The organism is Pseudomonas sp. Pseusp97 (assembly GCF_047304025.1).
Taxonomy (GTDB): Bacteria; Pseudomonadota; Gammaproteobacteria; order Pseudomonadales; family Pseudomonadaceae; genus Pseudomonas.
The window spans coordinates 16,720-41,722 of record NZ_JBGLYK010000028.1; the positions used below are offsets into that span (position 1 = coordinate 16,720).

General features: G+C 66.1%; 24 protein-coding genes and 1 pseudogene. 14 read left to right on the forward strand and 11 right to left on the reverse strand.

Annotated features, from left to right (window positions below):
- Nucleotides 1–73 precede the first annotated feature (73 nt).
- Nucleotides 74–388: a 3-phosphoglycerate kinase gene (locus tag ACCC94_RS08125; protein WP_413348795.1), complete on the reverse strand. Its 315-nt coding sequence runs from the start codon at nucleotides 386–388 to the stop codon at nucleotides 74–76.
- Between the two features lie 55 nt (nucleotides 389–443).
- Here ACCC94_RS08125 and ACCC94_RS08130 point away from each other — a divergent pair, with 55 nt between their 5' ends.
- The 4 genes from ACCC94_RS08130 (at nucleotide 444) to ACCC94_RS08145 (ending at nucleotide 4,691) form a co-directional block, all read left to right on the forward strand.
- Nucleotides 444–1,370, forward strand: coding sequence for a LysR family transcriptional regulator (locus ACCC94_RS08130; RefSeq protein WP_413348796.1), 927 nt, complete (start codon nucleotides 444–446; stop codon nucleotides 1,368–1,370).
- A 31-nt stretch (nucleotides 1,371–1,401) separates the two neighbouring features.
- Nucleotides 1,402–2,193, forward strand: a complete 792-nt coding sequence (locus ACCC94_RS08135; protein WP_413348797.1) for an alpha/beta fold hydrolase — start codon at nucleotides 1,402–1,404, stop codon at nucleotides 2,191–2,193.
- A gap of 28 nt (nucleotides 2,194–2,221) precedes the next feature.
- A complete protein-coding gene (locus ACCC94_RS08140; RefSeq protein ID WP_413348822.1) occupies nucleotides 2,222–2,782 on the forward strand; it encodes a peptidylprolyl isomerase in 561 nt (186 codons plus the stop codon).
- A gap of 76 nt (nucleotides 2,783–2,858) precedes the next feature.
- On the forward strand, nucleotides 2,859–4,691 hold the full coding sequence (locus ACCC94_RS08145) for an ABC transporter ATP-binding protein (RefSeq protein ID WP_413348798.1): 1,833 nt from the start codon (nucleotides 2,859–2,861) through the stop codon (nucleotides 4,689–4,691).
- Between the two features lie 167 nt (nucleotides 4,692–4,858).
- On the opposite strand, the gene ACCC94_RS08150 is transcribed toward ACCC94_RS08145, so the two are convergent.
- The 3 genes from ACCC94_RS08150 to zwf are packed head-to-tail and all read right to left on the reverse strand — an operon-like array spanning nucleotide 4,859 to nucleotide 7,696.
- Nucleotides 4,859–5,506, reverse strand: a complete 648-nt coding sequence (locus ACCC94_RS08150; protein ID WP_413348799.1) for a bifunctional 4-hydroxy-2-oxoglutarate aldolase/2-dehydro-3-deoxy-phosphogluconate aldolase — start codon at nucleotides 5,504–5,506, stop codon at nucleotides 4,859–4,861.
- 17 nt (nucleotides 5,507–5,523) lie between these two features.
- Nucleotides 5,524–6,240 (reverse strand): 6-phosphogluconolactonase, encoded by a 717-nt coding sequence (gene pgl / locus ACCC94_RS08155; protein ID WP_413348800.1) that lies wholly within the window; start codon nucleotides 6,238–6,240, stop codon nucleotides 5,524–5,526.
- A complete protein-coding gene (zwf, locus tag ACCC94_RS08160; RefSeq protein WP_413348801.1) occupies nucleotides 6,227–7,696 on the reverse strand; it encodes a glucose-6-phosphate dehydrogenase in 1,470 nt (489 codons plus the stop codon). The genes pgl and zwf overlap by 14 nt, the downstream gene beginning before the upstream one ends.
- A gap of 186 nt (nucleotides 7,697–7,882) precedes the next feature.
- Between zwf and ACCC94_RS08165 the strand changes: the two genes are divergently transcribed.
- Nucleotides 7,883–8,740: a MurR/RpiR family transcriptional regulator gene (locus tag ACCC94_RS08165; protein ID WP_413348802.1), complete on the forward strand. Its 858-nt coding sequence runs from the start codon at nucleotides 7,883–7,885 to the stop codon at nucleotides 8,738–8,740.
- A 363-nt stretch (nucleotides 8,741–9,103) separates the two neighbouring features.
- Here ACCC94_RS08165 and def read toward each other — a convergent pair whose 3' ends face one another.
- Complete coding sequence (gene def, locus ACCC94_RS08170; protein ID WP_413348803.1) at nucleotides 9,104–9,643, reverse strand: peptide deformylase; 540 nt, start codon at nucleotides 9,641–9,643, stop codon at nucleotides 9,104–9,106.
- Between the two features lie 238 nt (nucleotides 9,644–9,881).
- Between def and ACCC94_RS08175 the strand changes: the two genes are divergently transcribed.
- From ACCC94_RS08175 to ACCC94_RS08185, 3 genes are all read left to right on the forward strand, one after another.
- On the forward strand, nucleotides 9,882–10,436 hold the full coding sequence (locus ACCC94_RS08175; RefSeq protein ID WP_413348804.1) for a magnesium transporter: 555 nt from the start codon (nucleotides 9,882–9,884) through the stop codon (nucleotides 10,434–10,436).
- A gap of 220 nt (nucleotides 10,437–10,656) precedes the next feature.
- Entirely contained in the window at nucleotides 10,657–12,087 is a 1,431-nt protein-coding gene (arcD, locus tag ACCC94_RS08180; RefSeq protein WP_413348805.1) for an arginine-ornithine antiporter, read from the forward strand.
- Nucleotides 12,088–12,144: 57 nt separating this feature from the next.
- A complete protein-coding gene (locus tag ACCC94_RS08185; RefSeq protein WP_413348806.1) occupies nucleotides 12,145–12,558 on the forward strand; it encodes a DUF5064 family protein in 414 nt (137 codons plus the stop codon).
- A 19-nt stretch (nucleotides 12,559–12,577) separates the two neighbouring features.
- Here ACCC94_RS08185 and ACCC94_RS08190 read toward each other — a convergent pair whose 3' ends face one another.
- Together ACCC94_RS08190 and ACCC94_RS08195 are read right to left on the reverse strand one after the other, a co-directional pair.
- The gene (locus tag ACCC94_RS08190; RefSeq protein WP_413348807.1) at nucleotides 12,578–13,414 is read right to left on the reverse strand and encodes a S1 RNA-binding domain-containing protein; all 837 of its coding nucleotides are present in this window, start codon (nucleotides 13,412–13,414) and stop codon (nucleotides 12,578–12,580) included.
- A 253-nt stretch (nucleotides 13,415–13,667) separates the two neighbouring features.
- On the reverse strand, nucleotides 13,668–15,437 hold the full coding sequence (locus tag ACCC94_RS08195) for an ABC transporter transmembrane domain-containing protein (RefSeq protein WP_413348808.1): 1,770 nt from the start codon (nucleotides 15,435–15,437) through the stop codon (nucleotides 13,668–13,670).
- Between the two features lie 157 nt (nucleotides 15,438–15,594).
- Between ACCC94_RS08195 and ACCC94_RS08200 the strand changes: the two genes are divergently transcribed.
- The 3 genes from ACCC94_RS08200 (at nucleotide 15,595) to ACCC94_RS08210 (ending at nucleotide 17,806) form a co-directional block, all read left to right on the forward strand.
- Nucleotides 15,595–15,795 carry a hypothetical protein gene (locus tag ACCC94_RS08200; protein ID WP_024765957.1) on the forward strand — a complete coding sequence of 67 codons (201 nt, stop codon included), beginning with the start codon at nucleotides 15,595–15,597 and terminating at the stop codon, nucleotides 15,793–15,795.
- Nucleotides 15,796–16,033: 238 nt separating this feature from the next.
- Nucleotides 16,034–17,143 (forward strand): AI-2E family transporter, encoded by a 1,110-nt coding sequence (locus ACCC94_RS08205; RefSeq protein WP_413348809.1) that lies wholly within the window; start codon nucleotides 16,034–16,036, stop codon nucleotides 17,141–17,143.
- 54 nt (nucleotides 17,144–17,197) lie between these two features.
- Entirely contained in the window at nucleotides 17,198–17,806 is a 609-nt protein-coding gene (locus ACCC94_RS08210) for a DUF4893 domain-containing protein (protein WP_413348811.1), read from the forward strand.
- A 22-nt stretch (nucleotides 17,807–17,828) separates the two neighbouring features.
- Here ACCC94_RS08210 and ACCC94_RS08215 read toward each other — a convergent pair whose 3' ends face one another.
- Nucleotides 17,829–18,452, reverse strand: a complete 624-nt coding sequence (locus tag ACCC94_RS08215; RefSeq protein WP_413348812.1) for a hypothetical protein — start codon at nucleotides 18,450–18,452, stop codon at nucleotides 17,829–17,831.
- A gap of 105 nt (nucleotides 18,453–18,557) precedes the next feature.
- On the opposite strand from ACCC94_RS08215, the gene ACCC94_RS08220 reads away from it, so the two are divergent.
- Entirely contained in the window at nucleotides 18,558–19,280 is a 723-nt protein-coding gene (locus tag ACCC94_RS08220) for an RNA pseudouridine synthase (RefSeq protein WP_239741885.1), read from the forward strand.
- 564 nt (nucleotides 19,281–19,844) lie between these two features.
- Nucleotides 19,845–20,111, forward strand: a complete 267-nt coding sequence (locus ACCC94_RS08225) for a hypothetical protein (protein ID WP_413348814.1) — start codon at nucleotides 19,845–19,847, stop codon at nucleotides 20,109–20,111.
- 102 nt (nucleotides 20,112–20,213) lie between these two features.
- Here ACCC94_RS08225 and ACCC94_RS08230 read toward each other — a convergent pair whose 3' ends face one another.
- On the reverse strand, nucleotides 20,214–22,028 hold the full coding sequence (locus ACCC94_RS08230) for a monovalent cation:proton antiporter-2 (CPA2) family protein (protein ID WP_413348816.1): 1,815 nt from the start codon (nucleotides 22,026–22,028) through the stop codon (nucleotides 20,214–20,216).
- A gap of 58 nt (nucleotides 22,029–22,086) precedes the next feature.
- Nucleotides 22,087–22,800: a biotin/lipoate A/B protein ligase family protein gene (locus ACCC94_RS08235; RefSeq protein ID WP_413348818.1), complete on the reverse strand. Its 714-nt coding sequence runs from the start codon at nucleotides 22,798–22,800 to the stop codon at nucleotides 22,087–22,089.
- 219 nt (nucleotides 22,801–23,019) lie between these two features.
- Between ACCC94_RS08235 and ACCC94_RS08240 the strand changes: the two genes are divergently transcribed.
- Nucleotides 23,020–24,222: a GGDEF domain-containing protein gene (locus ACCC94_RS08240; protein WP_413348819.1), complete on the forward strand. Its 1,203-nt coding sequence runs from the start codon at nucleotides 23,020–23,022 to the stop codon at nucleotides 24,220–24,222.
- A gap of 564 nt (nucleotides 24,223–24,786) precedes the next feature.
- On the opposite strand, the pseudogene ACCC94_RS08245 reads toward ACCC94_RS08240, so the two are convergent.
- Nucleotides 24,787–25,003 (reverse strand): annotated as a pseudogene (locus ACCC94_RS08245) (hypothetical protein); the annotation flags it as partial.

The window sequence follows — 25,003 nt, forward strand, 5'->3', positions numbered from 1 at the left end:
AAAGCGCAAATATTCGCTTCCAATTATCGATTAAGTTGATTTATCCCCGAAGTGCCCCTAGTCTTGCAAGGGCTCAGGAAGGGTTGCAGGTCAGCTTGATGCGCAACTTGATCACCGCGCGACTGAAGCTGGAAGTCAGGTTGGCCTCCTTGCCCGGGGCGAGGGTGGCCTTGCGTACGTGCGGAGTCTCGGGCCCGTTGACGAAGACCGCGGTGCAGGTCACCGGCTGCTGGCCGCCGTTGCGCAGGATGATCGCGCCCATCTGGTCGCCGATGTCCTGGGTCTCGATATCCACCTCGGCGCCATTGAGGCTCTTCTGTACCTCAATGGGGTAGGCCAGGGCGGTCAGCGGCAGCAGTGCCAGAACGGCACAACAGATTTTTTTCATGGCGGTCTCTTGTTGGTCTTCTGCGGACCGCCAGATTAGACAAGAGGAAGCGAGGATGAAAGCGCCCCGCGTTACCCTGGATCAGTGGAGAACCCTGCAGGCCGTGGTCGACCACGGAGGCTTCGCCCAGGCGGCGGAAGCCCTGCACCGTTCGCAGTCGTCGATCAGCTACACCGTGGCGCGCATGCAGGAGCAGCTCGGCGTGCCGCTGCTGCGTATCGACGGGCGCAAGGCCGTGCTCACCGAGGCCGGCGAGGTGCTGCTGCGCCGCTCCCGGCAACTGGTGAAGTCCGCAGGACAGCTGGAAGAGCTGGCGCATCACATGGAACAGGGCTGGGAGCCGGAAGTGCGCCTGGTCGTCGACGCCGCCTACCCCACCGTGCGCCTGGTGCGCTCGCTGTCGGCCTTCATGCCGCAGAGCCGCGGGTGTCGCGTCCTGCTGCGCGAAGAAGTGCTGTCGGGCGTCGAGGAAGCACTGGTGCAGGGCCATGCGGACCTCGCCATCAGCGGCCTGAACATTCCCGGCCATCTGGGCGCGGACCTGTCCATCGTCGACTTCGTCGCCGTCGCCCATCCGGATCATCCGCTGCATCGCCTGCAGCGCGAGGTCACCCACCAGGACCTGGAAACCCAGATGCAGGTGGTGATCCGCGACTCGGGCCGCCTGCAGCCGCGCGACGTCGGCTGGCTCGGCGCCGAACAGCGCTGGACGGTCGGCAGCCTCGCCACCGCCGCCACCTTCGTCAGCAACGGTCTGGGCTTCGCCTGGCTGCCACGCCACATGATCGAGCGCGAACTGCGCGACGGCCAGCTCAAACCGCTGCCGATGAAACAGGGCGGCGTGCGCGAAAGCCGCTTCTATCTTTACCCGAACAAGGAAAAGCCCCTGGGCCCGGCCACGCAGATTCTCGTCGAACTGCTGACCGCCTACGCCAACGTGCCGCTGGATGCCCACTTCGCTGCACCCGAGAGCCCGGTCTGATCAGACAGGGCGCACGCCAAAGGAGCCCGTCATGCCGTTCTTCGACCACGCCGGACACCGCCTGCACTATGAGGAAAGCGGATTCGGCACGCCGGTGCTGCTGGTACACGGGCTCGGCTCCAGCACCCGCGACTGGGAGTTCCAGATACCGGAGCTGGAAAAACGCCACCGGGTGATCGCCCTCGACGTACGCGGCCACGGCCAGTCGGACAAACCGCGCCAGCGCTACAGCATCGCCGCCTTTGCCGAGGACGTGACCGCCCTGCTCGACCATCTCGGCCTGGACCGGGTGCACCTGGTGGGCATCAGCATGGGCGGCATGATCGGCTTCGAACTGGCTACTCGCTGGCCGGAGCGGCTGAACAGCCTGACCATCGTCAACAGTGCCCCGGAAGTGAAGCCACGCACACCGCGCGAGTACCTGGAGGTCGCACGCCGGCTGTTCCTGGCCCACGTGCTGGGCCTGGATACGGTGGGCAGGGCGCTGGGCAAGCTGCTGTTTCCCAAGCCCGAGCAGAGCGACCTGCGCCGCAAGATCCAGCAGCGCTGGCCGCAGAACGACAAGCGTGCCTACCTCTCCAGCCTGCACGCCATCATCGGCTGGGGTGTGCAGGAACGCCTCGCGCGCATAACCTGTCCAACCCTGGTGATCAGCGCCGACCGAGATTACACCCCCGTCTCGCTCAAGCAGGCCTATGTCGGGCGCATGCCCAACGCACGCCTGGTGGTGATCGAGGATTCGCGCCATGCGACGCCGCTGGACCAGCCGGAAAGATTCAATACCACCCTGCTCGACTTCCTCGAGCAGGTCGACCATCCCTAGAACCTCAGGAAACATCCGCCAAATGACCCTGTTCAAACGCTTCCTGCTCGCTGCCTGCTCCCTGGTCCTGGCCGGCTCGGCATTCGCCGCCGACGCCAACAAGCCGCACGTGCTGCTGTCCACCACCTCCGGTGAAATCGAAATCGAGCTGTACGCCGACAAGGCGCCGATTTCCGTGAAGAACTACCTGTCCTACGTCGACAGCGGCTTCTACAACGGAACCATCTTCCACCGCGTGATTCCCAACTTCATGATCCAGGGCGGCGGTTTCACCGAAGCCATGAAGGAAAAGGACACCCAGGCGCCGATCAAGAACGAGGCCGACAATGGCCTGCTCAACGAACGCGGCACCCTGGCCATGGCACGCACCAGCGACGTGAACTCCGCCACCAGCCAGTTCTTCATCAACCTGACCGGCAACGACTTCCTCAACCACGGCGCCCGCGATTTCGGCTACGCCGTATTCGGCAAGGTCGTGCGCGGCATGGGCGTAGTCGACCAGATTGCCGGCGTGAAGACCGGCAACCGTGGCATGTTCCAGGACGTACCGCAGACTCCGGTCGTCATCCTCTCCGCCAAGCGTCTGTAAGCTTCACGAGGACGGCTGACGGAGGCCATTCGAGGCGAGCCCAGGACGGGCTCGCCGACACAACCCGAGAGGCATCATGCTTTACCGTCGTTTCGAACGCCTGATCGATCCCTTCCGCGACGTCCCCGAGCGCATGCCGCCCACCGACGTCATCCGCTTCTACGTCTACTACCTGCGCCAGGTCTGGCCGGTGTTCCTCGCCCTGCTCCTCGTCGGCCTGGTCGCCGCGCTGATCGAAGTGGCACTGTTCAGCTACCTCGGGCGTATCGTCGACCTCGCGCAAGGCACCGCCCCTGCCGACTTCTTTACCCAGCACGGCCGCGAATTGATCTGGATGGCCGTGGTGGCGCTGATCCTGCGCCCGGTGTTCTTCGGCCTGCACGACATGCTGGTGCACCAGAGCATCAACCCCAGCATGACCAACCTGATCCGCTGGCAGAACCACCGTTACGTGCTCAAGCAGAGCCTGGGCTTCTTCCAGAACGACTTCGCCGGCCGCATCGCCCAGCGCATCATGCAGACCGGCAACTCCCTGCGCGACTCGGCCGTGCAAGCGGTCGACGCCATCTGGCACGTACTCATCTACATCGTCAGTTCCCTGGTGCTGTTCGCCGAGGCCGACTGGCGACTGATGATCCCCCTGCTGCTGTGGATGATCGGCTACGTCGGCGCGCTGGGCTACTTCATTCCGCAGGTGAAGCACCGCTCGGTGGTCGCTTCGGATTCGCGCTCGAAACTCATGGGCCGGATCGTCGACGGCTACACCAACATCACCACCCTCAAGCTGTTCGCCCATACGCGCCAGGAAGAGGACTACGCCCGCGACGCCATCGACGACCAGACGCGCAAGGCCCAGCGCGCCGGGCGCGTGGTCACCTCGATGGACGTTACCATCACCGTGTTCAACGGCCTGCTGATCGCCGGTACCACCGGGCTGGCCCTGTGGCTGTGGACCCAGTCGCTGATCTCGGTGGGCGCCATCGCCCTGGCCACCGGCCTGGTCATCCGCATCGTCAACATGTCCGGCTGGATCATGTGGGTGGTCGGCGGCATCTTCGAGAACGTCGGCCAGGTGCAGGACGGCATGCAGACCATCGCCCTGCCCCGCCAGGTGATCGACGCGCCCGACGCCAAGCCGCTGGTGGTGACACGCGGCGAAGTACGTTTCGACCAGGTGAACTTCAGTTATGGCAAGGGCGGCGGCCTGATCAGCGGCCTCGACCTGACCGTGCGCCCCGGCGAGAAGATCGGCCTGGTCGGCCCGTCCGGCGCCGGCAAGTCGACCCTGGTGAACCTGCTGCTACGCCTGTACGACCTGGAGGGCGGACGCATCCTGATCGACGGCCAGGACATCGCCCACGTCACCCAGGAAAGCCTGCGCGCGCAGATCGGCATGGTCACCCAGGACACCTCGCTGCTGCACCGATCGATCCGCTCCAACCTGCTCTACGGCCGCCCGGACGCCGGCGAGGCCGAGCTGCAGGACGCGATCCAGAAGGCCCGTGCCTCGGAGTTCATCCCGCAGTTGAGCGACGCCGAAGGCCGCTTCGGCCTCGACGCCCATGTCGGCGAACGCGGCGTGAAACTCTCCGGCGGCCAGCGCCAGCGCATCGCAATCACCCGCGTGCTGCTCAAGGACGCGCCGATCCTGATCCTCGACGAAGCGACTTCCGCCCTGGATTCGGAAGTGGAAGCGGCGATCCAGGAGAGCCTGGAGACCCTGATGCAGGGCAAGACGGTGATCGCAATCGCCCACCGCCTGTCCACCATCGCGCGCATGGATCGCCTGGTGGTGCTGGAGCACGGCCGCGTGGTCGAGAGCGGCAGCCATGCCGAGCTGCTCGCCCATGGCGGGCTGTATGCGCGGCTGTGGCGTCACCAGACCGGCGGGTTCGTCGGGGTGGATTGATCCCCGCGGCGCTCGCATTACCTGTAGGAGCGAGCTTGCTCGCGAACGGATTTCCCGGCAGCTCAGAGGCCGGGGCTGTTCGCGAGCAAGCTCGCTCCTACGAAGAGCACCTCACGCGCGCATAAAAAAGCCCGGCACAAGGCCGGGCATGTCCAGATCAGGACAGCTCAGTGTGTGTCCAACAGCGCCAGCGCCTCGCGGCTCAGGCGTTCGATCGTGGCCCAGTCGCCGCTGTCGATGGCGGCCTTGGGCAGCATCCAGCTGCCGCCCACGCACATCACGTTGGCCAGCCGGTAATAGTCGCTGAGATTGTCCGGGCCGACGCCGCCGGTGGGACAGAAACGCACCTCCGGGAAGGGTCCGCCGAAGGCCTTCAGCGCTTCCACGCCACCAGCGACCTTGGCCGGGAACAGCTTGAAGCGGCGCAGGCCATGGCGGTACGCCGCCATGATTTCCGATGCGGTCGCGACGCCCGGCAACAGCGGCACCGGGCGGGTCACGGCGTACTCCAGCAGCTCATCGGTGCAACCCGGTGTGACGATGAACTGCGCCCCCGCCTCTTCCGCCTGACTGAAGGTCTGCGGATCGAGCACGGTGCCGGCACCGATGACCAGCTCAGGGAGCTGCTCGCTCAACTGGCGGATCGCAGTGAGGCCCAGCGAAGTCCGCAAGGTCACTTCCAGAACGGTGATGCCGCCGGCTGCCAGAGCATCCGCCATGGGCAGGATGTCCGCCTCGCGGTCGATGGTGATCACCGGCAGGATGCGGGCACGCTGTGCGAGGGCATCGATCTGCTGGATGTGTTGTTCAGACATTGCGGTAACTCCGGGCCTCAGGGGCACCAGTGGATCGAAAGAGGTGAACGCAGGAACGCATTGACCGGCATGCGCTGGTCGTCGTTGTCGCTGAGCGCCTGGCTCAGGGTGGCCAGCTTGGACTCGCCCTGGATGGCCAGTATCTGCACCCGCGCGCCCTGCAGCACGGCGCGGGTCAGGGTCAGGCGCTGATGCGGCACGGTAGGCGCCCACATCGGCAGGCAACGGCGCGTGCCGGCCGGATCGAGCGCCTCCACCAGGTTGGCGCTGCCGGGGAACAGCGAGGCCGTGTGGCCATCGTCGCCCATGCCCAGCACCAGTACGTCGATGGGCAGCATCAGCTCGTGGAGGTAGCGATCGGCCTTGGCCGCCGCTTCTTCCAGGCTCGCCGCCGGCTGGTAGAGGCCGATGAAGTGGGCCTTGGCCGCCGCGCCCTTGAACAGATGACGGCGCAGCAGACCGGCGTTGCTGTCCGGGTGCGACTCGGGCACCCAGCGCTCATCCGCGAGGCTGACAGCCACCTTCGACCAGTCCAGCACCGCCCCGCTCAAGGATTCGAGGAAAGCCACCGGGCTGCGCCCACCGGAGACCACCAGCAGCGCGCGGCCGCGTTCGATCAGCGCCTCGCGCAGCGCATCGGCTACCGCTTCGGCCAGGCCGCGAGCCTGCTCGGCGGCACTGTTCCAGGTCTTCCAGGCCATACCCTCAGCCAGTTTCGGTTCAGAGATCGCCATACCAGTCCCTCCCGTCGCGTGCGATCAGCGCAACCGATGCCTGCGGTCCCCAGCTTCCGGCCGGATAGGGCTTGGGCTCCTCGCCCAGGCGCCCCCAGCCGTCGATCAGGCCGTCGCACCATGTCCAGGCGGCCTCGATCTCATCCTTGCGGACGAACAGGTTCTGGTTGCCTTGCGTGACTTCCAGCAAAAGCCGCTCGTAGGCGTCCGGCGTCCGGGCGGTCTGGAAGGTTTCGGAGAAATTCAGTTGCAGCGGGCCGGTGCGCAGCTGCATGCCCTTGCCCAGGCCCTGGTCCTTGGTCATCACCTGCAGGGAAATGCCCTCGTCCGGCTGCAGGCGGATGATCAGCCGGTTGCTGATCAGCGATCGCTGCTCCGGGGCGAAGATGTAGTGCGGCGGTTCCTTGAAGTGGATGACGATCTGCGAATGCTTCTGCGGCATGCGCTTGCCGGTGCGCAGGTAGAACGGCACGCCGGACCAGCGCCAGTTGCGGATATCCACACGCAGCGCGACGAAGGTCTCGGCATCGCTGTTGGGGTTGGCGTTTTCCTCGGCGAGGTAACCGGGCACCGGCTTGCCGTCGATGTAACCGGCGGTGTATTGGCCGCGCACCACACGGGTCGCCAACTGCTCCGGCGCGATGGGTTCCAGCGCGCGCAGCACCTTGACCTTCTCGTCGCGGATGCTGTCGGCGGTAAGGTTCGCCGGCGGGTCCATGGCGATCAGGCAGAGCAGCTGCAGCAGGTGGTTCTGCACCATGTCGCGCAACTGGCCGGCCTTGTCGAAGTAGCCCCAGCGGCCTTCGATACCGACCTTCTCCGCGACGGTGATCTCCACGTGGGAGATATGGTTCTGGTTCCACTGGGTCTCGAACAGGCTGTTGGCAAAGCGCAGCGCAATGAGGTTCTGCACCGTTTCCTTGCCCAGATAGTGGTCGATCCGGTAGATGCGGTTTTCCGGGAAGAAGCGCGCCACGGCATCATTCACCGCGCGGGACGATTCCAGGTCATGGCCGATGGGTTTTTCCAGCACCACACGGGTGCGCTCGGCAAGGCCGACCGCCGCCAGGTTCTCGCAGATGCCACCGAACACCGAGGCGGCGGTGGCGAAGTAGGCCACCAGGGTCTGCTCGTCCCCCACCAGCTCGGCCAAAGCCTGGTAGGAACCGGCATCGAGGAAATCCATGCTCAGGTGATGCAGGCGGGCCTGGAAGCGCGCCCAGACGCTTTCGTCCCACTCCTTCGCCGGCACGGCCTGGCGCAGACGGCGCTCGATGGTGCTCAGCGGGTCTTCGCTGGCGCCGTCGTCGCGGGCCAGGGCAAGAATGCGGGTGTCGCGGTGCAGCAGGTCTTCGCGGTCGAGCTGGTAGAGCGCCGGCAGCAGTTTGCGCAAGGCGAGATCGCCCAGGGCGCCAAACAGCGCGAGGGTACACGGAAGAACGCGGACTTCAGGCATTTGTTGTTACCAACCAAATTTTGAACGATAGTTAGCCTTCCACGCCGGCATTAAGACAAATATGTAGTAATTAAACAACATATTTTTGCCGCTGCGCGCCGTTGTTGGTCGCCGCCGGCCTGAAAGTTAGGATAGCGCCGCTGACCGGCTCTACCCGGTCAACCGTCGATTACCCAAGGAGCACGGATGAAAAACCTGCTGGAGCAGATCCAGAGCCGTCTGGAAGAGCTGAACAAGGCCGAGCGCAAGGTCGCCGAGATCATCCTGCGCGACCCGCAGCAGGCCACGCGCTTCAGCATTGCCGCGCTGGCGCAGGCGTCCAGCGTCAGCGAGCCGACGGTGAACCGCTTCTGCCGCTCCTTCGGCATGAGCGGCTATCCGGAGCTGAAGATCCAGTTGGCCCAGAGCCTGGCCAGCGGCGCGGCCTTCGTGACCCAGGCGGTGGCTGCCGACGACGGCCCCGAGGCCTACACCCGCAAGATATTCAGCAGCACCATCGCCTCGCTGGACAGCGCCCACAAGCTGCTCGACCCGAAACTGATCGACCGCGCCGTGGACCTGCTGATCCAGGCCCGGCAGATCCACTTCTTCGGCCTCGGCGCCTCCAGCTCCGTGGCGCTCGATGCGCAGCACAAGTTCTTCCGCTTCAACCTGGCGGTGTCGGCCCACAGTGATGTACTGATGCAGCGAATGATCGCCTCGGTGGCGCATACCGGTGACCTGTTCGTGGTGATTTCCTACACCGGGCGTACTCGCGAGCTGGTGGACGTGGCGCACCTGGCGCGACAGAACGGCGCCTCGGTGCTGGGCCTGACCGCCGCCGACTCTCCGCTGGCCCGCGCCAGCACGCTGAGCCTGGACATCCCGCTGCCCGAGGACACCGACATCTATATGCCGATGACCTCGCGCATCATCCAGCTGACCGTACTCGACGTACTCGCCACCGGCGTGACCCTGCGCCGCGGCGTGGACTTCCAGCCGCACCTGCGCAAGATCAAGGAAAGCCTGGTGCCGACGCGCTACCAGCTCGACGAGGAAGATTGAGGGAAGTGCGGCTTTCGTAGGAGCGGAGCTTCTCCGCGATGCCTTCGTGCAGGGCTGAAGCTTCGCGGACAGGGTCCGCTCCTAGAGGTTCAGCGCGTAGGGCGCATAACCCGGAACGGGTTATCCGCCGTTTGCGCCGCGGCGGATAACGCTGGCGCGTTATGCGACCTGAGCTACCAGCTCGACGAGGAAGGCTGAGGGGAAGTGCAGCTTTCGTAGGAGCGGAGCTTCTCCGCGATGCCATTGCGCACGGCTGAGACTTCGCGGACAAGGTCCGCTCCTACAGGTTCAGCCCACAGTGCCGGCTGGCGCAGGACGTAGGGCGGATAACCCGGAACGGGTTATCCGCCGTTTGCCTTGAGGTCAGTCGTCCGCCTGGGGATCGAGGCCTGGAAAAAGCACCTCGGTAAAACCGAACTTGCTGAAATCGGTGATGCGCGACGGGTACAGCCGGCCGATCAGGTGGTCGCACTCGTGCTGCACCACACGGGCATGGAAGCCGTCTACGGTGCGATCGATGGGCTGGCCCTGCGGGTCGATGCCCTGGTAACGGATGCGCTGGTAGCGATTCACCGCACCGCGCAGGCCCGGCACCGACAGGCAGCCTTCCCAGCCCTCCTCCAGCTCATCGCCGATGGGCGTGATCAGCGGGTTGAGCAGGATGGTCGGCGGTACCGCCGGCGCGTCCGGATAGCGCTCGCTACGCTCGAAGCCGAAGATCACCAGCTGCAGGTCGACGCCGATCTGCGGCGCGGCCAGGCCGACGCCGCCGACGTGGTGCATGGTCTCGAACATGTCGTCGATCAATTGCTGCAGCTCGGCGCTGCCGATCATCGACTCGGGCACCGGCGGGGCGATGCGCAGCAGGCGCTCGTCGCCCATCTTGAGAATCTCGCGGATCATCTCGGCCTCTTTCCCCGTTGAGTGAAAGCGACATGCTTCCAATGAGAGCTGCATCCTCGGCCCCCGCAGCCGGTCTGGCAAGCCCGTGACCGCCGGGCAGCGCCCCGCAGCCCGCAGGGCCACGGTGTTAGACTGACTTGCGACGACAACCATCTAACGACGGATATTTGCCGGTCTTCACGGCAGATGGCGGTCGAACCCTGGGGGATCATTCATCCGAGGGGGCGGGAGGTCCGTCATGAACAGGCATTACTACATCAGCGACAACCTGGACGACCTGGAGCAGGTCGAGCAGGAGCTTTCCGAAAGCGGTATCGGCATCGAGCAGATGCACGTGCTCAGCGACAGCGACGCGGAGCTGGAAGAACATCGCCTCCACGAAGTGCCCTCGGTGATGAAGAAGGACGTGGTGCACTGGGGCAGGATCGGCCTGATGATCGGCGCCGCGCTGGCCGTGCTGGTACTGGTGGTCGGCTACCTGAGCGGCTGGACGCAGACGGCGGCCGGCTGGGTTCCCGTGGTCTTCCTGGCCGCGGTTCTGCTGGGTTTCAGCCTGTGGGAAAGCAGCTTCTTCGGGCTGCAGCGCCCCAGCGGCGACGTACTCCGCTTCCAGGACAACCTGCAGGAAGGCCGCCACGTGTTCTTCGTCGATGTGAAGCCCGACCAGGAGCCGGTGCTGGACATGGTGGTGCGCCACCATCCGCGCCTGGAGATCGCCGGTTTCGGCAGCGCCGCACCGGCCTGGTGGCTGTCCCTGGAGCACGCCTGGAACCGCTTCCGCCACATGATGTGATGCGCCCCGGCCCGTCGCCGGTGTCCGTGCTTCCCTTCTCCGCGCCCCTGCGGCCCGCGGCCTGCCCACTGCGCGCCGTGCAAAGACCTGTCGGCAGGATGGGAACGGCTGCCGTTCAGGAATCATTCAGAAACCATTAGCTTGCTATTGATTCATGTCAGCCGAGCGCCTCCGATCGGACTCGAAACTATTCGAGTCTTAACTTTCAGGAGGCTGGGAAATGTCCACATCGCCCAACCAGAAACTCGGCCTGGCCGCGCTCACCGCCCTGGTGGTCGGCTCCATGATCGGCGGCGGCATCTTCTCGCTGCCGCAGAACGTCGCGAAAAGCGCCAGCCCCGGTGCAGTGCTGATCGGCTGGGCCATCAGCGGCATCGGCATGCTGATGCTCGCCTTCGTCTTCCAGAGCCTGTCCAACCGCAAGCCGGAACTGGACGCCGGCGTCTACGCCTACGCCAAGGCAGGCTTCGGCGATTACATCGGCTTCAATTCGGCCTGGGGCTACTGGATCAGCTCCATGCTCGGCAACGTCAGCTACTTCGTGCTGATCTTCAGCGCGCTGGGCTACTTCTTCCCGGTCTTCGGCGAGGGCAACACAGTAATCGCCTTCGCCTGCTCGTCGCTGCTGCTGTGGAGCCTGCATTTCCTGATCCTGCGCGGCATCAGGCAGGCGGCCTTCATCAACCAGGTCACCACGGTCGCCAAGATCGTGCCCATCGTGCTGTTCATCCTGATCGGCCTGGTAGCGTTCGACATGGACCTGTTCACCGCCGACTTCTGGGGCCACGGCCACGTCGATTTCGACAGCGTGATGAGCCAGGTGCGCAACATGATGCTGATCACCGTCTGGGTGTTCATCGGCATCGAAGGCGCCAACCTGTACTCGGGCCACGCGAAGAAGCGCTCGGACGTCGGCACCGCGACGGTGATCGGCTTCGTCTCGGTGATGGCGCTGCTGGTGCTGGTGAACGTGCTGTCCATGGGCATGATGAACCAGGCGCAGCTGGCCGGCCTGCCCAACCCGTCCATGGCCTATGTGCTGGAGCACGTGGTCGGCCATTGGGGCGCGGTGCTGATCATCGCCGGGCTGGTCGTCTCGCTGTTCGGCGCGCTGCTCGCCTGGATCCTGCTGAGTGCGGAGATCATGTTCGCCGCCGCCCACGACCACACCATGCCGAAGTTCCTCGCCCGCGAGAACGACAAGGACGTGCCGGTGAACGCGCTGTGGATGAGCAACGCCACGGTTCAAGTGTTCCTGCTGGTCACCCTGTTCGCCGCCAGCACCTACACCAGCCTGGTGTACCTGGCTGCATCCATGGCGCTGCTGCCGTACCTGTTCTCGGCCGGCTACGCCGTGTTGCTGTGCCTGCGCGGTGAAAGCTACGAGGGACTGTTCCGCGAGCGGAGCAAGGACCTGTTCATCGGCGCCATCGCCCTCCTCTACAGCCTGTGGCTGGTGTACGCCGGCGGCATGGATCACCTGCTGCTCTCGGCGCTGCTCTATACCCCGGGCGTGGTGCTGTTCATCATGGCCAAGCGCGAACGTGGCGAGCGGGTGTTCAGCAAGGCGGAGTGGCTGATCTTCGCCCTCCTGCTGGCCGCGACCCTGGCCGCCGGCTACGGTCTGTATGCGGGTCAGCTGAGCCTCTGAGTTCGCCCGCGCCGCCCGCGGTGCAAACCGCGGGCCTTGCTGTTCAAGGAGAAAAGAATGACCACGCCCACCGAGGTCACCATCCACTCCACCGCCGGCCTCGACCGCCAGCAGTACCGCATCCGCCTGAGCTACAGGGTGGAAAACGCCAATAGCCGGGATGCCTTGGTGAAGTTCGAACTGGACGGCGAGATCGACGGCCAGCCGTTCAGGGACGGTTTCGATCTGCCCGGCGACCTCGCCTTCAATTTCGCCGGCAGCGCCACGCGCGTCCTGCGCCGCCATGGGCTGCGGGTCTGCCACGGGCCGGTGCTGCGCTTTCGCAAGGAACATGACCGGGTGTTCGACGACCTGCGCCGTCGGTTGAAGGCCGAGCCCGGCACGCCGGTCGACCTGCAGCGCATGGGCTCGCTGGCCCCGGCCGAACCGCGCTGCGCAGTGGCCGAATCCATCGTCCGCGGGCGCGGCTGAACCGGCAGCAGCTGAAGCGTCAGGCGAGTTCGATACGGTCGTCGTGGATGACGATCAGACCCTGCTTGAACAGGCCGCCGATGGCCTTCTTGAAGTTGCCCTTGCTGACGCCGAACTGCTGCGCGATCAGCTCCGGCGGGCTCTTGTCGCTCAGCGCCAGGGTGCCGCCGGCTTCGCGCAGGGCGGTGAGAATCTGCTCGCTGAGCGCGTCGGAGAGGCCGGCGCCGGCCGGTTGCAGGCTCAGGCTGATCTTGCCGTCGGCGCGGATTTCCTTGATGTAGCCGGTCTCGCGCAGGCCGTTGCGCATGAACTTGAAGACTTCGTTCTTGTGGATCAGGCCCCAGTGCTTGCCGTCGATGATGGCCTTGTAGCCAAGGTCGGTGCGCTCGACCACGAGCAGGTCCACCTGCTGGCCGACCTTGTAGTTGGCCGGGACGTTGTCCAGGTAGCGGTCCAGGCGCGCGGTAGCGGTGATGCGGCGGCTGCGCTCGTCGAGGTAGACGTAGACCACGCAGTAGTCGCCGACCTGCAGCGGGCGCTTCTCTTCCGAGTGCGGCAGCAGCAGGTCCTTGGGCAGGCCCCAATCGAGGAACAGGCCGACGCGGTTGACCTCGACCACCTTCAGGCTGGCGAAGCCGCCGACCTGTACCTTGGGCTTCTGGGTCGTGGCGATCAGGCGGTCTTCGCTGTCCAGGTAGATGAACACGTTGAGCCAGTCGCCCACTTCGGTGGGTTCGTTCTTCGGCACGTAGCGCTTGGGTAGCAGGATTTCGCCGTGGCTCTCGCCATCCAGGTAGAGACCGAAATCGGTGTGCTTGGCCACCTGCAACGAATTGAACCGACCTATGACTGCCATGACGCTTACCTCGTGAACGGGGCGGGCATTCTACGCGCATTGGCGCCCGATGGCTGCCGCCGGTTGCCGGATGACGCCGGGTATGAACCTGTAGGAGCGGACTTCGTCCGCGATAGGGCTCGGTGTTGTGCGGTTCGCGAGCAAGCTCGCTCCTACCAAAAGCGCGCCGGAGTCATACGTGTAGGAGCGAGCTTGCTCGCGAACCCAAGCCGCGCAGGGATCGCCCGCGGGCAAGGCACGGACGCTCTCGGCCCTAGTTATTCTCCACCTGACCAAATTGCAGTTCGGCCAGACGCGCATACAGCGGATTGCTGACTACCAACTCGGCGTGCCGCCCCAGCGCCACCAGGCGACCGTGGTCGATCACCGCGATGCGGTCGGCGTTGAGCACGGTAGCCAGGCGGTGGGCGATCACCAGCGTGGTGCGGTCGCGCATCAGCCCCGGCAGCGCCTGCTGGATCAGGTGTTCGCTCTCGGCATCCAGCGCGCTGGTGGCTTCATCGAGCAACAGGACAGGCGCGTCCACCAGCAGCGCGCGGGCAATCGCCAGGCGCTGGCGCTGGCCGCCGGACAACCCCAGGCCGCTCTCGCCCAGGTGCGTCCGGTAGCCCTGCGGCAGGCGCAGGATGAATTCGTGGGCATGGGCGGCGCGGGCGGCGGCTTCGACTTCCGCGTCGCTGGCACCGGGGCGGCCGTAGCGGATGTTCTCCTCCACCGTACCGAAGAACAGCGCCGGGCTCTGCGACACCAGCGCGAAGCTGCGGCGCAGGTCCGCCGGGTCGAGCTGGGCAATGGGCTGGCCGTCGACCAGGATGCGCCCCTGCTGCGGGTCGTAGAAGCGCAGCAGCAGGTCGAACAGGGTGGACTTGCCAGCGCCCGAGGGGCCGACCAGCGCCAGGGTCTCGCCCGGCTCGACGCGCAAATCGATGCCGTCGATGGCCCACTGCTCCGGGCGCGACGGATAGGCAAAGCGCACGCCCTGCAGGTCGATGCTGCCGACGATGCGTTCGGGCAGGCGCAGCAGATCGCTGGCCGGGGCATGGATTTCGCTGCGCGCGCGCAGCAGTTCGGCGATGCGCTCGGCGGCGCCGGCGGCGCGCTGCAACTCCCCGATCACTTCGCTCAGCGTGCCGAAGGCCATGCCGACGATCAGGCTGTAGAACACGAAGGCCGCCAGGTCGCCAGGGCTGATGCGCCCGGCGATCACGTCCATGCCGCCGACCCAGAGCATCACCCCGACCGCGCCGAGCACCAGCAGGATCACCACGCTGACCAGCCAGGAGCGCTGAGTGATGCGCTTGCGCGCGGTATCGAAGGCGTCCTCCACCGTGCGACCAAAGCGCGCACGGTCCTGCGCCTGATGGTTGTAGGCCTGCACCGTCTTGATCTGGCCGAGGGACTCGCCCACGTAGCTGCCGACGTCCGCCACGCGGTCCTGGCTGAGCCGCGACAGGCTGCGCACGCGGCGGCCGAACAGCAGGATGGGCGCGATCACCAGCGGCAGCGAAGCGACCACGATGCTGGTCAGCTTGGCGTTGGTGAAGAACATCAGGATCACCCCGCCCAGCAGCATCAGCACGTTGCGCAGCGCCATGGACAGCGAGGAGCCGATCACCGACTGCAGCAGCGTGGTGTCGGCGGTCAGGCGCGACTGGATTTCCGAGGCGCGGTTGTTCTCGTAGAAGCCGGGGTGCAGCTCGATCAGGTGGTCGAACACCCGCTGGCGGATGTCGGCGACGAAACGCTCGCCGATCCACGACACCAGGTAGAAGCGCACGAAGGTGCCCACCGCCAGGCACAGCACCAGGGCGAAGAAGATGCCGATGGCGCGGGTCAGCAGTTGTTCGGACTGGGTGATGAAGCCCTGGTCGACCAGCAGGCGGATGCCCTGCCCCAAAGACAGGGTGATGGCGGCGGTGAACAGCAGCGCCAGCAGGGCGCCGAGAGCGCGCCAGCGGTACGGGCCGAGGAACGAGCGAGCCAGGCGCAGGGCATTGCGCTGGCGGGACGACAACAGGGACATGGCGGGCTCTGAACGGCCGGAATGGGCAGAGGGTAGCACCGCCGGTACGCAGCGCGCGAAGGACGATTCAGGCAGGGCAATGGGACCGTTCGTTCCATAACCGCCCCGAAAGCTGCTCGTTTGATGTACAATGGGCGGCCAATTTGCGCAGACAGGTATGGCAGATATGACTACCAAGCCCTCCACCCGCCAGAAAGCCGCTCCCAAGGCTCCCGCCGCTACCGCGACCAGCGAAGCCCTGGAAGCCCAGATCGCCGCCTTCCTGAACTCCGGCGGTGAGATCCAGCAGATCGCCAAGGGCGTGACCGGTCAGAACTACGGCGCACCGAGCCGCCACATCAGCCTCGGCAAGAAGTAATACTTCGCAGGCAAGCCTGCCGGCTCCCGGCAGGCTGCCCGCCTTCTCCGCGTCACACATCTTCGCGCCACCTCGCTCGCTTTACACCCTCGCTTTACACCCTCGCTTTACACCCTCGCTTTACACCAAAGCCTCCGCAATTCCGCTGTTCTCGTGTTGCCTGCACGCCTTGCACTCGGGCAGAGTCCTCCCATCGTCAGGACTTGGCCAATCCCCGGCCACTCGCAAGGAGCACCCCATGCTGCCCTCTCCGGAAAAGCTGCTGTCGCGCAATCTGCTCGATGTGCTGATCCGCGCCGGCCTGATCCTGTTGCTGGCCGTCTTCTGCTTCCGCATCTTCCATCCCTTCCTCGACCTGATGCTCTGGTCGGTGATCCTCGCCATCACCCTCTACCCCCTGCACCAGTTGCTCAGCGGCTGGCTGGGCGAGCGGCCGAACAGCGCAGCGAGCCTGATCGTGGTGCTGGGGCTGGTGATATTGCTGGTGCCGGTGGTGGTGATCGGCTTGTCCATGGCCGATTCGGTGCGCGACCTGGTGCACGCAATCCAGAACCGCACCCTGCAGATTCCGCTGCCGCCGGACTCGGTGCAGAACTGGCCGGTGATCGGGCAGTACGTCTATCCCTTCTGGCACCGCGTCGCCACCGACTTCATGGGCGTCGCGCACCAACTGGCGCCGCACCTGCAGGGCGTGGCGAAGAAGGTCGCCGGGCAGGCGGCGGGCGTCGGCATGGGACTGATGCAGTTCCTCGCCGCCTTCGTCATTGCCGGGGTGATCATGGCCTACGGCAAGCTGGGCAGCCGTACCGCCTGCGACATCGCCATCCGCATCTCCGGCCCCGACCGTGGCCCGGGCCTGGCCGAGCTGTGCACCGGCACCATTCGCGCGGTGGCCCAGGGTGTGGTTGGCGTGGCCTTCATCCAGACGCTGATCCTCGGCCTGGGCTTCATCGTCATGGGCATCCCCGGTGCCGGCCTGCTGGCCCTGGGCGTATTGCTGCTGGGGATCACCCAGCTGCCGGTGGTGCTGATCACCCTGCCGGCGATCGCCTATGTGTTCATGACCAGCGATTCGTTGCTGGTGTCCATCCTGTTCACCGTCTGGACGGTGGCCGGCGGCCTCTCCGACAACGTGCTCAAGCCGCTGATGTTCGGCCGTGGCAGCAAGGTGCCGATGGCGGTGATCCTGATCGGCGCCCTGGGCGGCATGCTCAGCAACGGCATCATCGGGCTGTTCGTCGGGCCGGTGGTGCTGGCCCTGGGCTACGAACTGTTCATGTCCTGGGTCCACGAGCGCGAGGCACCCGTTGCACCGCCGGTCGAACCAGCTGAGCAGACCACACCCTGATCCCTTCGCCCGCAGCATGAACGCGGGCCGTCCTCCTGCAATGGAATGCATACCATGTCCCAACGCCGCTCCCTGACCGCCGCCCTGCTCGCCGCCGGGCTACTGCTCTCCCCGCTGGCCTTCGCCGACGAGCCCGCCGTCGTCTGGCCCGCCGTGGTCAATGCCACCGACCAGCAGCGCCTGACCACCCTCGATGCGCAGGTCAGGCAACTGCTCGACCAGCTCCAGCAGAGCGAGGACGAGACCACCCGCAACGAGGCGCTGAATCTCTACCGCATCGTGCTGGAAGACCCGGAACCGCTCACCGATGCCGCCCTCACCGGCAACTGGAAGTGCCGCTCGGTGCAGCTCGAGGCCGAGGCACTGTATGGCTACCCGAACTTCAAGTGCTCTGTGCGGCAGACGCCCGAGGGCCTGTTCCTGGAGAAGACCAGCGGTTCGCAGCGCATCAGCGGCTACCTGCAGCGCCTGGACGACAAGCAATTGGTCTTCGTCGGCGGCGCCTCGGTGAACGACGACCCGCAGGTCGGCTACAGCGGGCTGGAGCAAACGGCAGCGCGCGAAAGCGACGTGGTCGGCGTGGTGCGCAACTCCTACGATGGCTTCGTACTGCTGGTGCCCGAGCAGCTGGGCGGCTACAACCTGTTCCGCTTCACCCGCTGAACCTCGCCGCGACAGCCAGCGCTCAAAGCAGCGCCACCATCTCCTTGAGCGTCACCGCCCAGGTGCCCTTCGCGTTGAGGTAGCGATAGCCGAAGCGCGAGCCATTGGCCTGGGTGGTGAGCACCGCGTTCCACGCCAGCCCGCGTTGCAGGTCGTGCGCCGGGTCGAGCAGGAAGAAAGCGTCGTCGCTCATCCCCACCGCCAGGCACCAATGGCGGATGTCGCTGTCCTTGCGGCCGTGGAAACCCAGCACCACCGGAATGTTGTCCTCCAGATGACGACGGGTCAGCTCCACCATGCGCACCCCGTCGCCGCGCTCGACGCGGTACTCCTTGTCGCTGATGACCTTGAGCAGCTCCAGCAGGTCGGCGCCCGTGGTGCCCACGCGCACCAGCGTCTCGTGCTGGTTCAGCGCCTCCATCAGCCGTCCGTAGCGGGTGCGCGAATCCGCCGGCGCCAGCCCCTTGGCCTGGCGGCGTCCCAACTGGTTGCGGGCGAGCATGGCCATCACCAGGCAGTAGGGGCCGCAGGCGCCATCCATGTCGCCCTGGCGCAGGTGCACCTTCTCGCCGCGCCGGTTGATCAGGCCGCCGGTGCCGTGTTCGTCCAGGTCCCAGCCCAGGCCGTCGATCAGGGTGATTCGCATCGTGCTTCCTCGTTGCTCGCCCAGAGGTTGTGACCGGCCAAGGCGCGGATCATTCCGCCGGCTTGCGGTTACAATGGGAACCTTTCCCTTGCCTGGTTACCCGAAATGTCCGAAGCCATCCGCCTGTCCAAGCGCCTCGCCGAGCTGCTGCCCTGTTCGCGCCGCGAAGCCGAGCTGTACATCGAGGGTGGCTGGGTCACGGTGGACGGCCAGCGCGTGGAGGAACCGCAGTTCAAGGTCGACACCCAGCGCATCGAACTGCTGCCCGGCGCCTCCGCCGATCCGATTCCGCCAGTGACCATCCTCGTGCACAAGCCGGTCGGCCTGGGCAGCGGCAACGGCGCCAACTCCGCCCAGCAACTGCTGACGCCGGATAAGCGCTGGGCCGAGGACAACCTGCAGCAACGCCTGCTGCGCAAGCATTTCGGCCACCAGTTCAACACTACCGTGCTCGAGACCGACGCCAGCGGCCTGCTCGTCTACACCCAGAGCCGCGGCGTGCAGCGCCGGCTGGTGGATGAGGCGGACAACATCGAGCACGAGTACGTGGTCGAGGTCAGCGGGCAGATCGCCGACAACGGCCTCAAGCGCCTGTGCCGTGGCCTGGTGATCGACGGCCGCGAGCTGCCCCCGCTGAAGGTCAGCTGGCAGAGCGAGAACCGCCTGCGCTTCGCCGGCAAGCAGTTCCGCCCCGGGCAGATCGCCGCCATGTGCCGCGCGGTCGGCCTGCAGGCCCTCTCCATCCGCCGCCTGCGCCTGGGCGGCGTGGCCATGGGCAAGCTGCCCGTCGGCCAGTGGCGGTTCCTGCAGCCGGGCGAGAAGTTCTGATCCGGCTTCTGCAACACGAGCAAGTACCACCGTTCTCTGATAGTTCGTGCCTGGGCTCCTCTCCCCCGCCCTGGCTACGCGCCCCGCTCCGAAGGGAGAGGGAGCAGATCGTACCGGCTGACGCCATAGTTTCATCCTGTTCCGAACGGTCCCCTCTCCCTTCAGGGAGAGGGTTAGGGGAGAAGCTCTGCCCTCGCGCAGTACTCTCCCTGCAGGGGCGGCCCGCGGTCGCTTTCGCGGACAAGGTCCGCTCCTACGCCTTCGGACGGTACTGGGGCCCCCTGTAGGAGCGAGCTTGCTCGCGAACAAGCCCCTGCTCCGATGCCAGCTCGCGAGCAAGCTCGCTTCTACGGAAGCCCGACCGCTCTGCCACACGGCTTTGCACCTCTATCGATAACGTCGATAGTCACCAGTCGACGCATTCAGTTCTCTTGATGGTCCGCGCGCGGCATCTTTGCCCCATCAACTCGCTGGCAGGAAATTCGCCGGCCCGGCAGTCGGGCCGCAGGGGCGAAGCAGCTACCCGCGACAGTCGCCCCAACGGATCGTCAAGAGGACACCACCATGCAAGTCATTCTCGATTTCCTGCTGCTCGTCGGCTCCCTGGTGGAGCTGCTGCTGTACGTCGCCCTGGCCAGCATCGTGCTCGCCACCGTCGTGGTGGTCAGCGTCATCGCCGTGCTGACCCTGCGCTCGCCGGGCTCGGCCGTGGTCATCCCCGACCGCCGCCCCTCGGTCAGCCGCCAGCCGCGTCCGGCGGTGAAGCATCAGCTGGCCCGGCCGGTACTGGTTGCGGTGGCGAACGAACCGATCCTCGCCAGAACCGCCTGACACTCGCCTCGACAACGATCCGATCCCGCTATACCAGCACCCGAGCGCGTCGTCCCCGCCGCGCTCGCGTGTCCTCTCCCCTACCGAAGCAACGCAGCCCCGTCAGTGGTGACCGATGCCCTGGTCTTCCAGGTGGTCCGCCTCGAACAGGGTTTCCAGTTCCTTGCGCGCCTCGCGGGCGGTCTGGATCACCGCGGTCTCATCGTCGTAGACGCGGTACTGGGCCATCAGCACCGCTTCGTCGTGACGCTGGAAGCGCCGGATGCGCGCGGCGACCTGCTCCTCGTTGAGCCCCAGGCCGGTCAGCAGCAGGCGGCTCATCTCCAGGCTGGAGTGGAAGGTCTCGCGCACCGGCGTCGCGTCGGCATCCAGCAGGTGGTAGACGTGCTGGCGGTTACGCGCCCGGCCGATGACTTTCAGGTGCGGATAGAGCTTGCGCACCAGCCGCGCGGTCTCGATGTTGGTCTGCGGATCGTCGGTGGCGACGACGAAGAACTCGGCCTTCTCCACCTGGGCGGCGCGCAGGATCTCCGGACGCAGCGGGTCGCCGTAGAAGATCGGGATATTGCCGTAGCTGCGGGTCAGCTCGATGGTGTCCACCGACGTATCCAGCGCCACGAAAGGCACGCCCTGGGCGCGCATGATACGGGCGACCACCTGGCCCATCCGGCCCATGCCGGCGATTACCACGCGCGGCGCGTCGTCCGGCAGCTGGCGGTATTCGGGCGGCGGCTCGCGCAACACGGCGGGCTTGGGCTTGATGCTGCGCGCCAGGGCCAGCACCAGCAGCGGCGTCATCGCCATGGACAGGGTGATGCACAGCACCAGCAGCGAGTGCAGCTTGCCATCCATCAGCCCCTGGGCCAGGGCCAGCTTGAACACCACGAAGGCGAACTCGCCGCCGGCGCCCAGCAGCACGCCCAGGCGGATCGCCGAGACCTTGTCCAGCCCGCCGGCCAGGCGGCCGATGAGGAACAGCAGCGGCAGCTTGATACCCACCAGCAGCAGGGTCAGGCCGAGCACCACCAGCGGCTCGCTCTTGAGCAGGCCGAGGTCGGCGCTCATGCCCACGCTGATGAAGAACAGGCCCAGCAGCAGGCCTTTGAAGGGCTCGATCTGCGCTTCCAGTTCGTGGCGGTATTCCGAGTCCGCCAGCAACAGGCCGGCGAGGAAGGCGCCCAGGCCCATGGACACACCGGCCCACTCCATCAGCCAGGCGGTGCCGACCACCACCAGCAGCGCGGTGGCGGTGGACAGGTCGGCCTGGCCGGTGCGGGCCACCGAGCGGAACACCGGGCGCAGCAGGAACCGGCCACCGATGACCACCACGGCGATGCTGCCGACCACTTCCAGCACGTGCGCCAGGTCGCCGCCCGGTGCCGCCGAATCGGCGCGTGCGCCCAGCAGCGGGATCATGGCGATCAGCGGGATCGCGGCGATATCCTGGAACAGCAGGATGGCAAAGCCGAGGCGGCCGTAGGGGCTGTTCAGCTCCTTGCGCTCGGCGAGGATCTGCAGGCCGAAGGCGGTGGACGACAGCGCCAGGCCGCCGCCAAGCACCACGGAGGTATTCACCGGCATATCGAAGGCCAGCACCGCGACGCTGCCGATGGCAAGGCCAGTGAGCAGCACCTGCGCCAGACCGACGCCGAATACCTGCTTGCGCATCACCCACAGGCGCTTGGGCGAAAGCTCAAGACCAATGATGAACAGCAGCAGCACCACGCCCAGTTCGGAAAGGCTGGCGACGCTCTCGGGGTTGTCGATCAGCCCCAGCAGCGACGGGCCGATGAACACCCCGGCGAGCAGGTAGCCGAGCACCGCGCCCAGCTGCAGGCGCTTGGCCAGCGGCACCATGAACACCGCCGCGAGCAGGAACACCACTGCCGACTGCAGGTAATTCGTCCCATGTTCCATCGATCAAGACTCCTTGGAAGGGTTGGGGCGAAGCGAAGATCCACCCACGTCGTTCATCTCACACATCCAGCGCTACACCCTCGGCCAGCAGGTGCCGCTGGAATTGCCCGGCCAGGGCATCCACCTGGTCCCAGGGCTGCTTGTAGCGTTCGTCCAGCGCCACATGGCTGCTGGCGCGCACGCGGGCTTCGAGCCCGCAGTGCTCGTAGAAGGCGTTCACCGCCGCGACCATCGGTTCGCGCTGGTTTTCCATCAGGATGGCGCCGTGGGCCAGCACCACGTAGCGCCCGTCGCTGGGCCGGCGGCGCCAGCGCTGGGCGGTGCCCACCAGCTTGCGACCGCCCAGGTTGACGTTGTAGCGGCCATCGCAGAACGCGCCTTCCACTTCCCCCAGGCCCGGATCGAGACCGAGGGCCGCCAGCCAGTCGCACAGCGGTTGGCACAGGCGCAGGTAGGCGGTTTCGATACGCGTCTGCTCGTTGTCGCCCGGCGGGATCGCATAGACCAGCGCGACGTTGAGAACCGCCGGGGATTGCGGTACGGGCTCGCCACCGGTGTCGCGCAGGGCGATCGGCCAGCCAAGCCCGGCGCAGGCGGCCTCGGCGGCAGCAAAGCCCTCCAGGCGGCTCAGCCGGCGCGGCATCACCAGGGATTGCTCCTGCGGGCTCCAGAACAGCAGGCCGCTGTCGCGTTCGCCGGCGAAGGTGGCGTCGAGCAGCGCCCGCTCGGCGTCCAGCCCTTGCTGCGCCGACAGTCGTTTCACTCTGTTCATGACAGCGTCCTTGAATTAACCGGGTGCGGACTATGCCCGCCGAGGGCTTATCCGACAATGTTCCAGGCCAATTTGTTGCCTGGCTCGGAAATTTCAGCGTAGCGGCCTGTGACTGCCGTGATGTCGTGTCGAGTCACCTCGACCTGATTCTGCGCCGCAGCGAAGCGGCGCTGCGTCTATCCTGCTACTGGCCAGCACACGCGCAGGAGGCCAGAGCCCGTGTCCAGGACCTTGCTTCAGCGTCTGCACCACGCCATTGCGGTCAACGACGCGCTGGCGCTGCCCATTGCGCGGGAAAACCTGCGACGCCTGTACTTCTCCGCCCTGCTGGCGGTGCCCTTCGACCTCATCCACATCCTGGTATTCCGCCTCAACCTGCAGGGCTCGAGCCCCGAGTACGATGGTTGGCGGCTGGACATCATCCGCGTTCACGCCGTGGTCGCCGTGCTTTTCACTCTCCTGGGCCTGCTCGCCTGGCTGGCCTCCCCGCCGCGCCGCAGCGCGCCTCTGTGGTACATGCAGTTGCTCACCATCCTGGGCAGTGCCCTGGTGCTGGGTTTCGGCATCGCCATCACCGGTGCCGACCAGCAGGTCACCAGCAGCATCACCCCCTTCCTCATGGCGGCGGTGGCGACCGCCCTGATCATCCTGTTGCGACCGAGCCTGGCCGTTGCCCTCTATATCCTTGCCCTGGCGACATTCGAGCTGACCATGGCGCTGACCCAGGACAGCCCGCAACTGCGCCTGTCGAACCAGATGGGCGGGCTGACCATCTGCGGAATCGGCCTGGTGCTGTCGTTCATCCTCTGGCACGGCCACGTGCGCAACCTGCGCCAGCGCGAGTTCCTCCGCCAGCAGCGGCTGGAGCTCGAAGAAAAGAACCGCCAGTTGGAATACCTCGCCGGCCACGACCCCCTGACCGGGCTGTTCAACCGCCGCCAGTTCGACCAGATGGTGGGCATGGAACTCTCCCGCGCCGCCCGCCAGCCGGCGCCGATCAGCCTGCTCATGGTGGACCTGGACCATTTCAAGTTCATCAACGACCGCTATGGCCACCCGCTGGGCGACGAGGTCATCCGCCACACGGCCAGCCTGCTGAGGAACTACACCCGTACCGGCGACAGCGTGGCGCGCCTGGGCGGCGAGGAATTCCTGCTGCTGTTGCCCGAGACCTCCCAGCCCCAGGCGCGAGTGATCGCCGAGAAAGTGCGCCGCCTGCTGGAGGAAACCCCGCTGCCGATGAAGGACGGCCTGCTCTACCTCACCGCGAGCTTCGGCATCGCCTGCCTGGAGGCCGGCGTGCCCGGCACCTACGAGGGACTCTACGCCGCGGCGGACAAGGCCCTGTACAAGGCCAAGGCGAGCGGGCGCAATCGGGTGGAAGTGATCGAGCTGGGGGCGGAGATGGGGACGTTCGATTGAGGGTCCGAATTCGCGACCATCAGGGTGCGTAGGAGCGGACTCCGTCCACGATGGGCCGAACCGCGCTTCCTGATTTGCCGGAGCGGCGCTAAATCATCGCGGATGAATCCGCTCCTACGAAAAGCTCATTACTGCGCGGACCTGCGAGTCAGCTCGTCGGGCGCATAACGCGCCAGCGTTATCCGCCGCGAGGTAATCGGCGGATAACCCGCTCCGGGGTATGCGCCCTACGCGCTACATGGAATCTCTGTGCTCAGGATGCCCCTCTCCCCCCGCCCTCTCCCTGAAGGGAGAGGGAGCCGTTCGGCATACTTCGGTGGTTAAAGAGTTAGCCGACGGGCGCTGAGATGTCAGTTCGCGCCGATCAGTCCCCGCTCCCTTCGGAGCGGGGCGCGCAGCCAGGGTTAGGGAGAGGGAGGCGGGCACAGCATAAGAATGGAGCGGAATCGACGCTAACAGGAGGCGTAGGAGAGAACTCCGTCCGCGATGGGCCGGCCCGCGCTTCCTGATTGGCCGGAGCGGCGCCAAGTCATCGCGGACAAGGTCCGCTCCTACGAAAGCGCGTTACTGCGCGTATTTACGCGTCAGCCCCGGCGGCACGCCGCTGCTGTCGGTTTCCGTCCAGGGGCCCTGCGGGCCGACACCCCAGTACCAGCCGTTGTCCCAGTGGTAGTAGGTACGCTGGCGGTAGAAAAGGTCTTTCTGGCCCTGGATCACGTAGACGCCCAGGCTGGCATCCCAGCGGCCCTTGCCGCCGGGCGGCGGGGCGAACTGGGTCGGG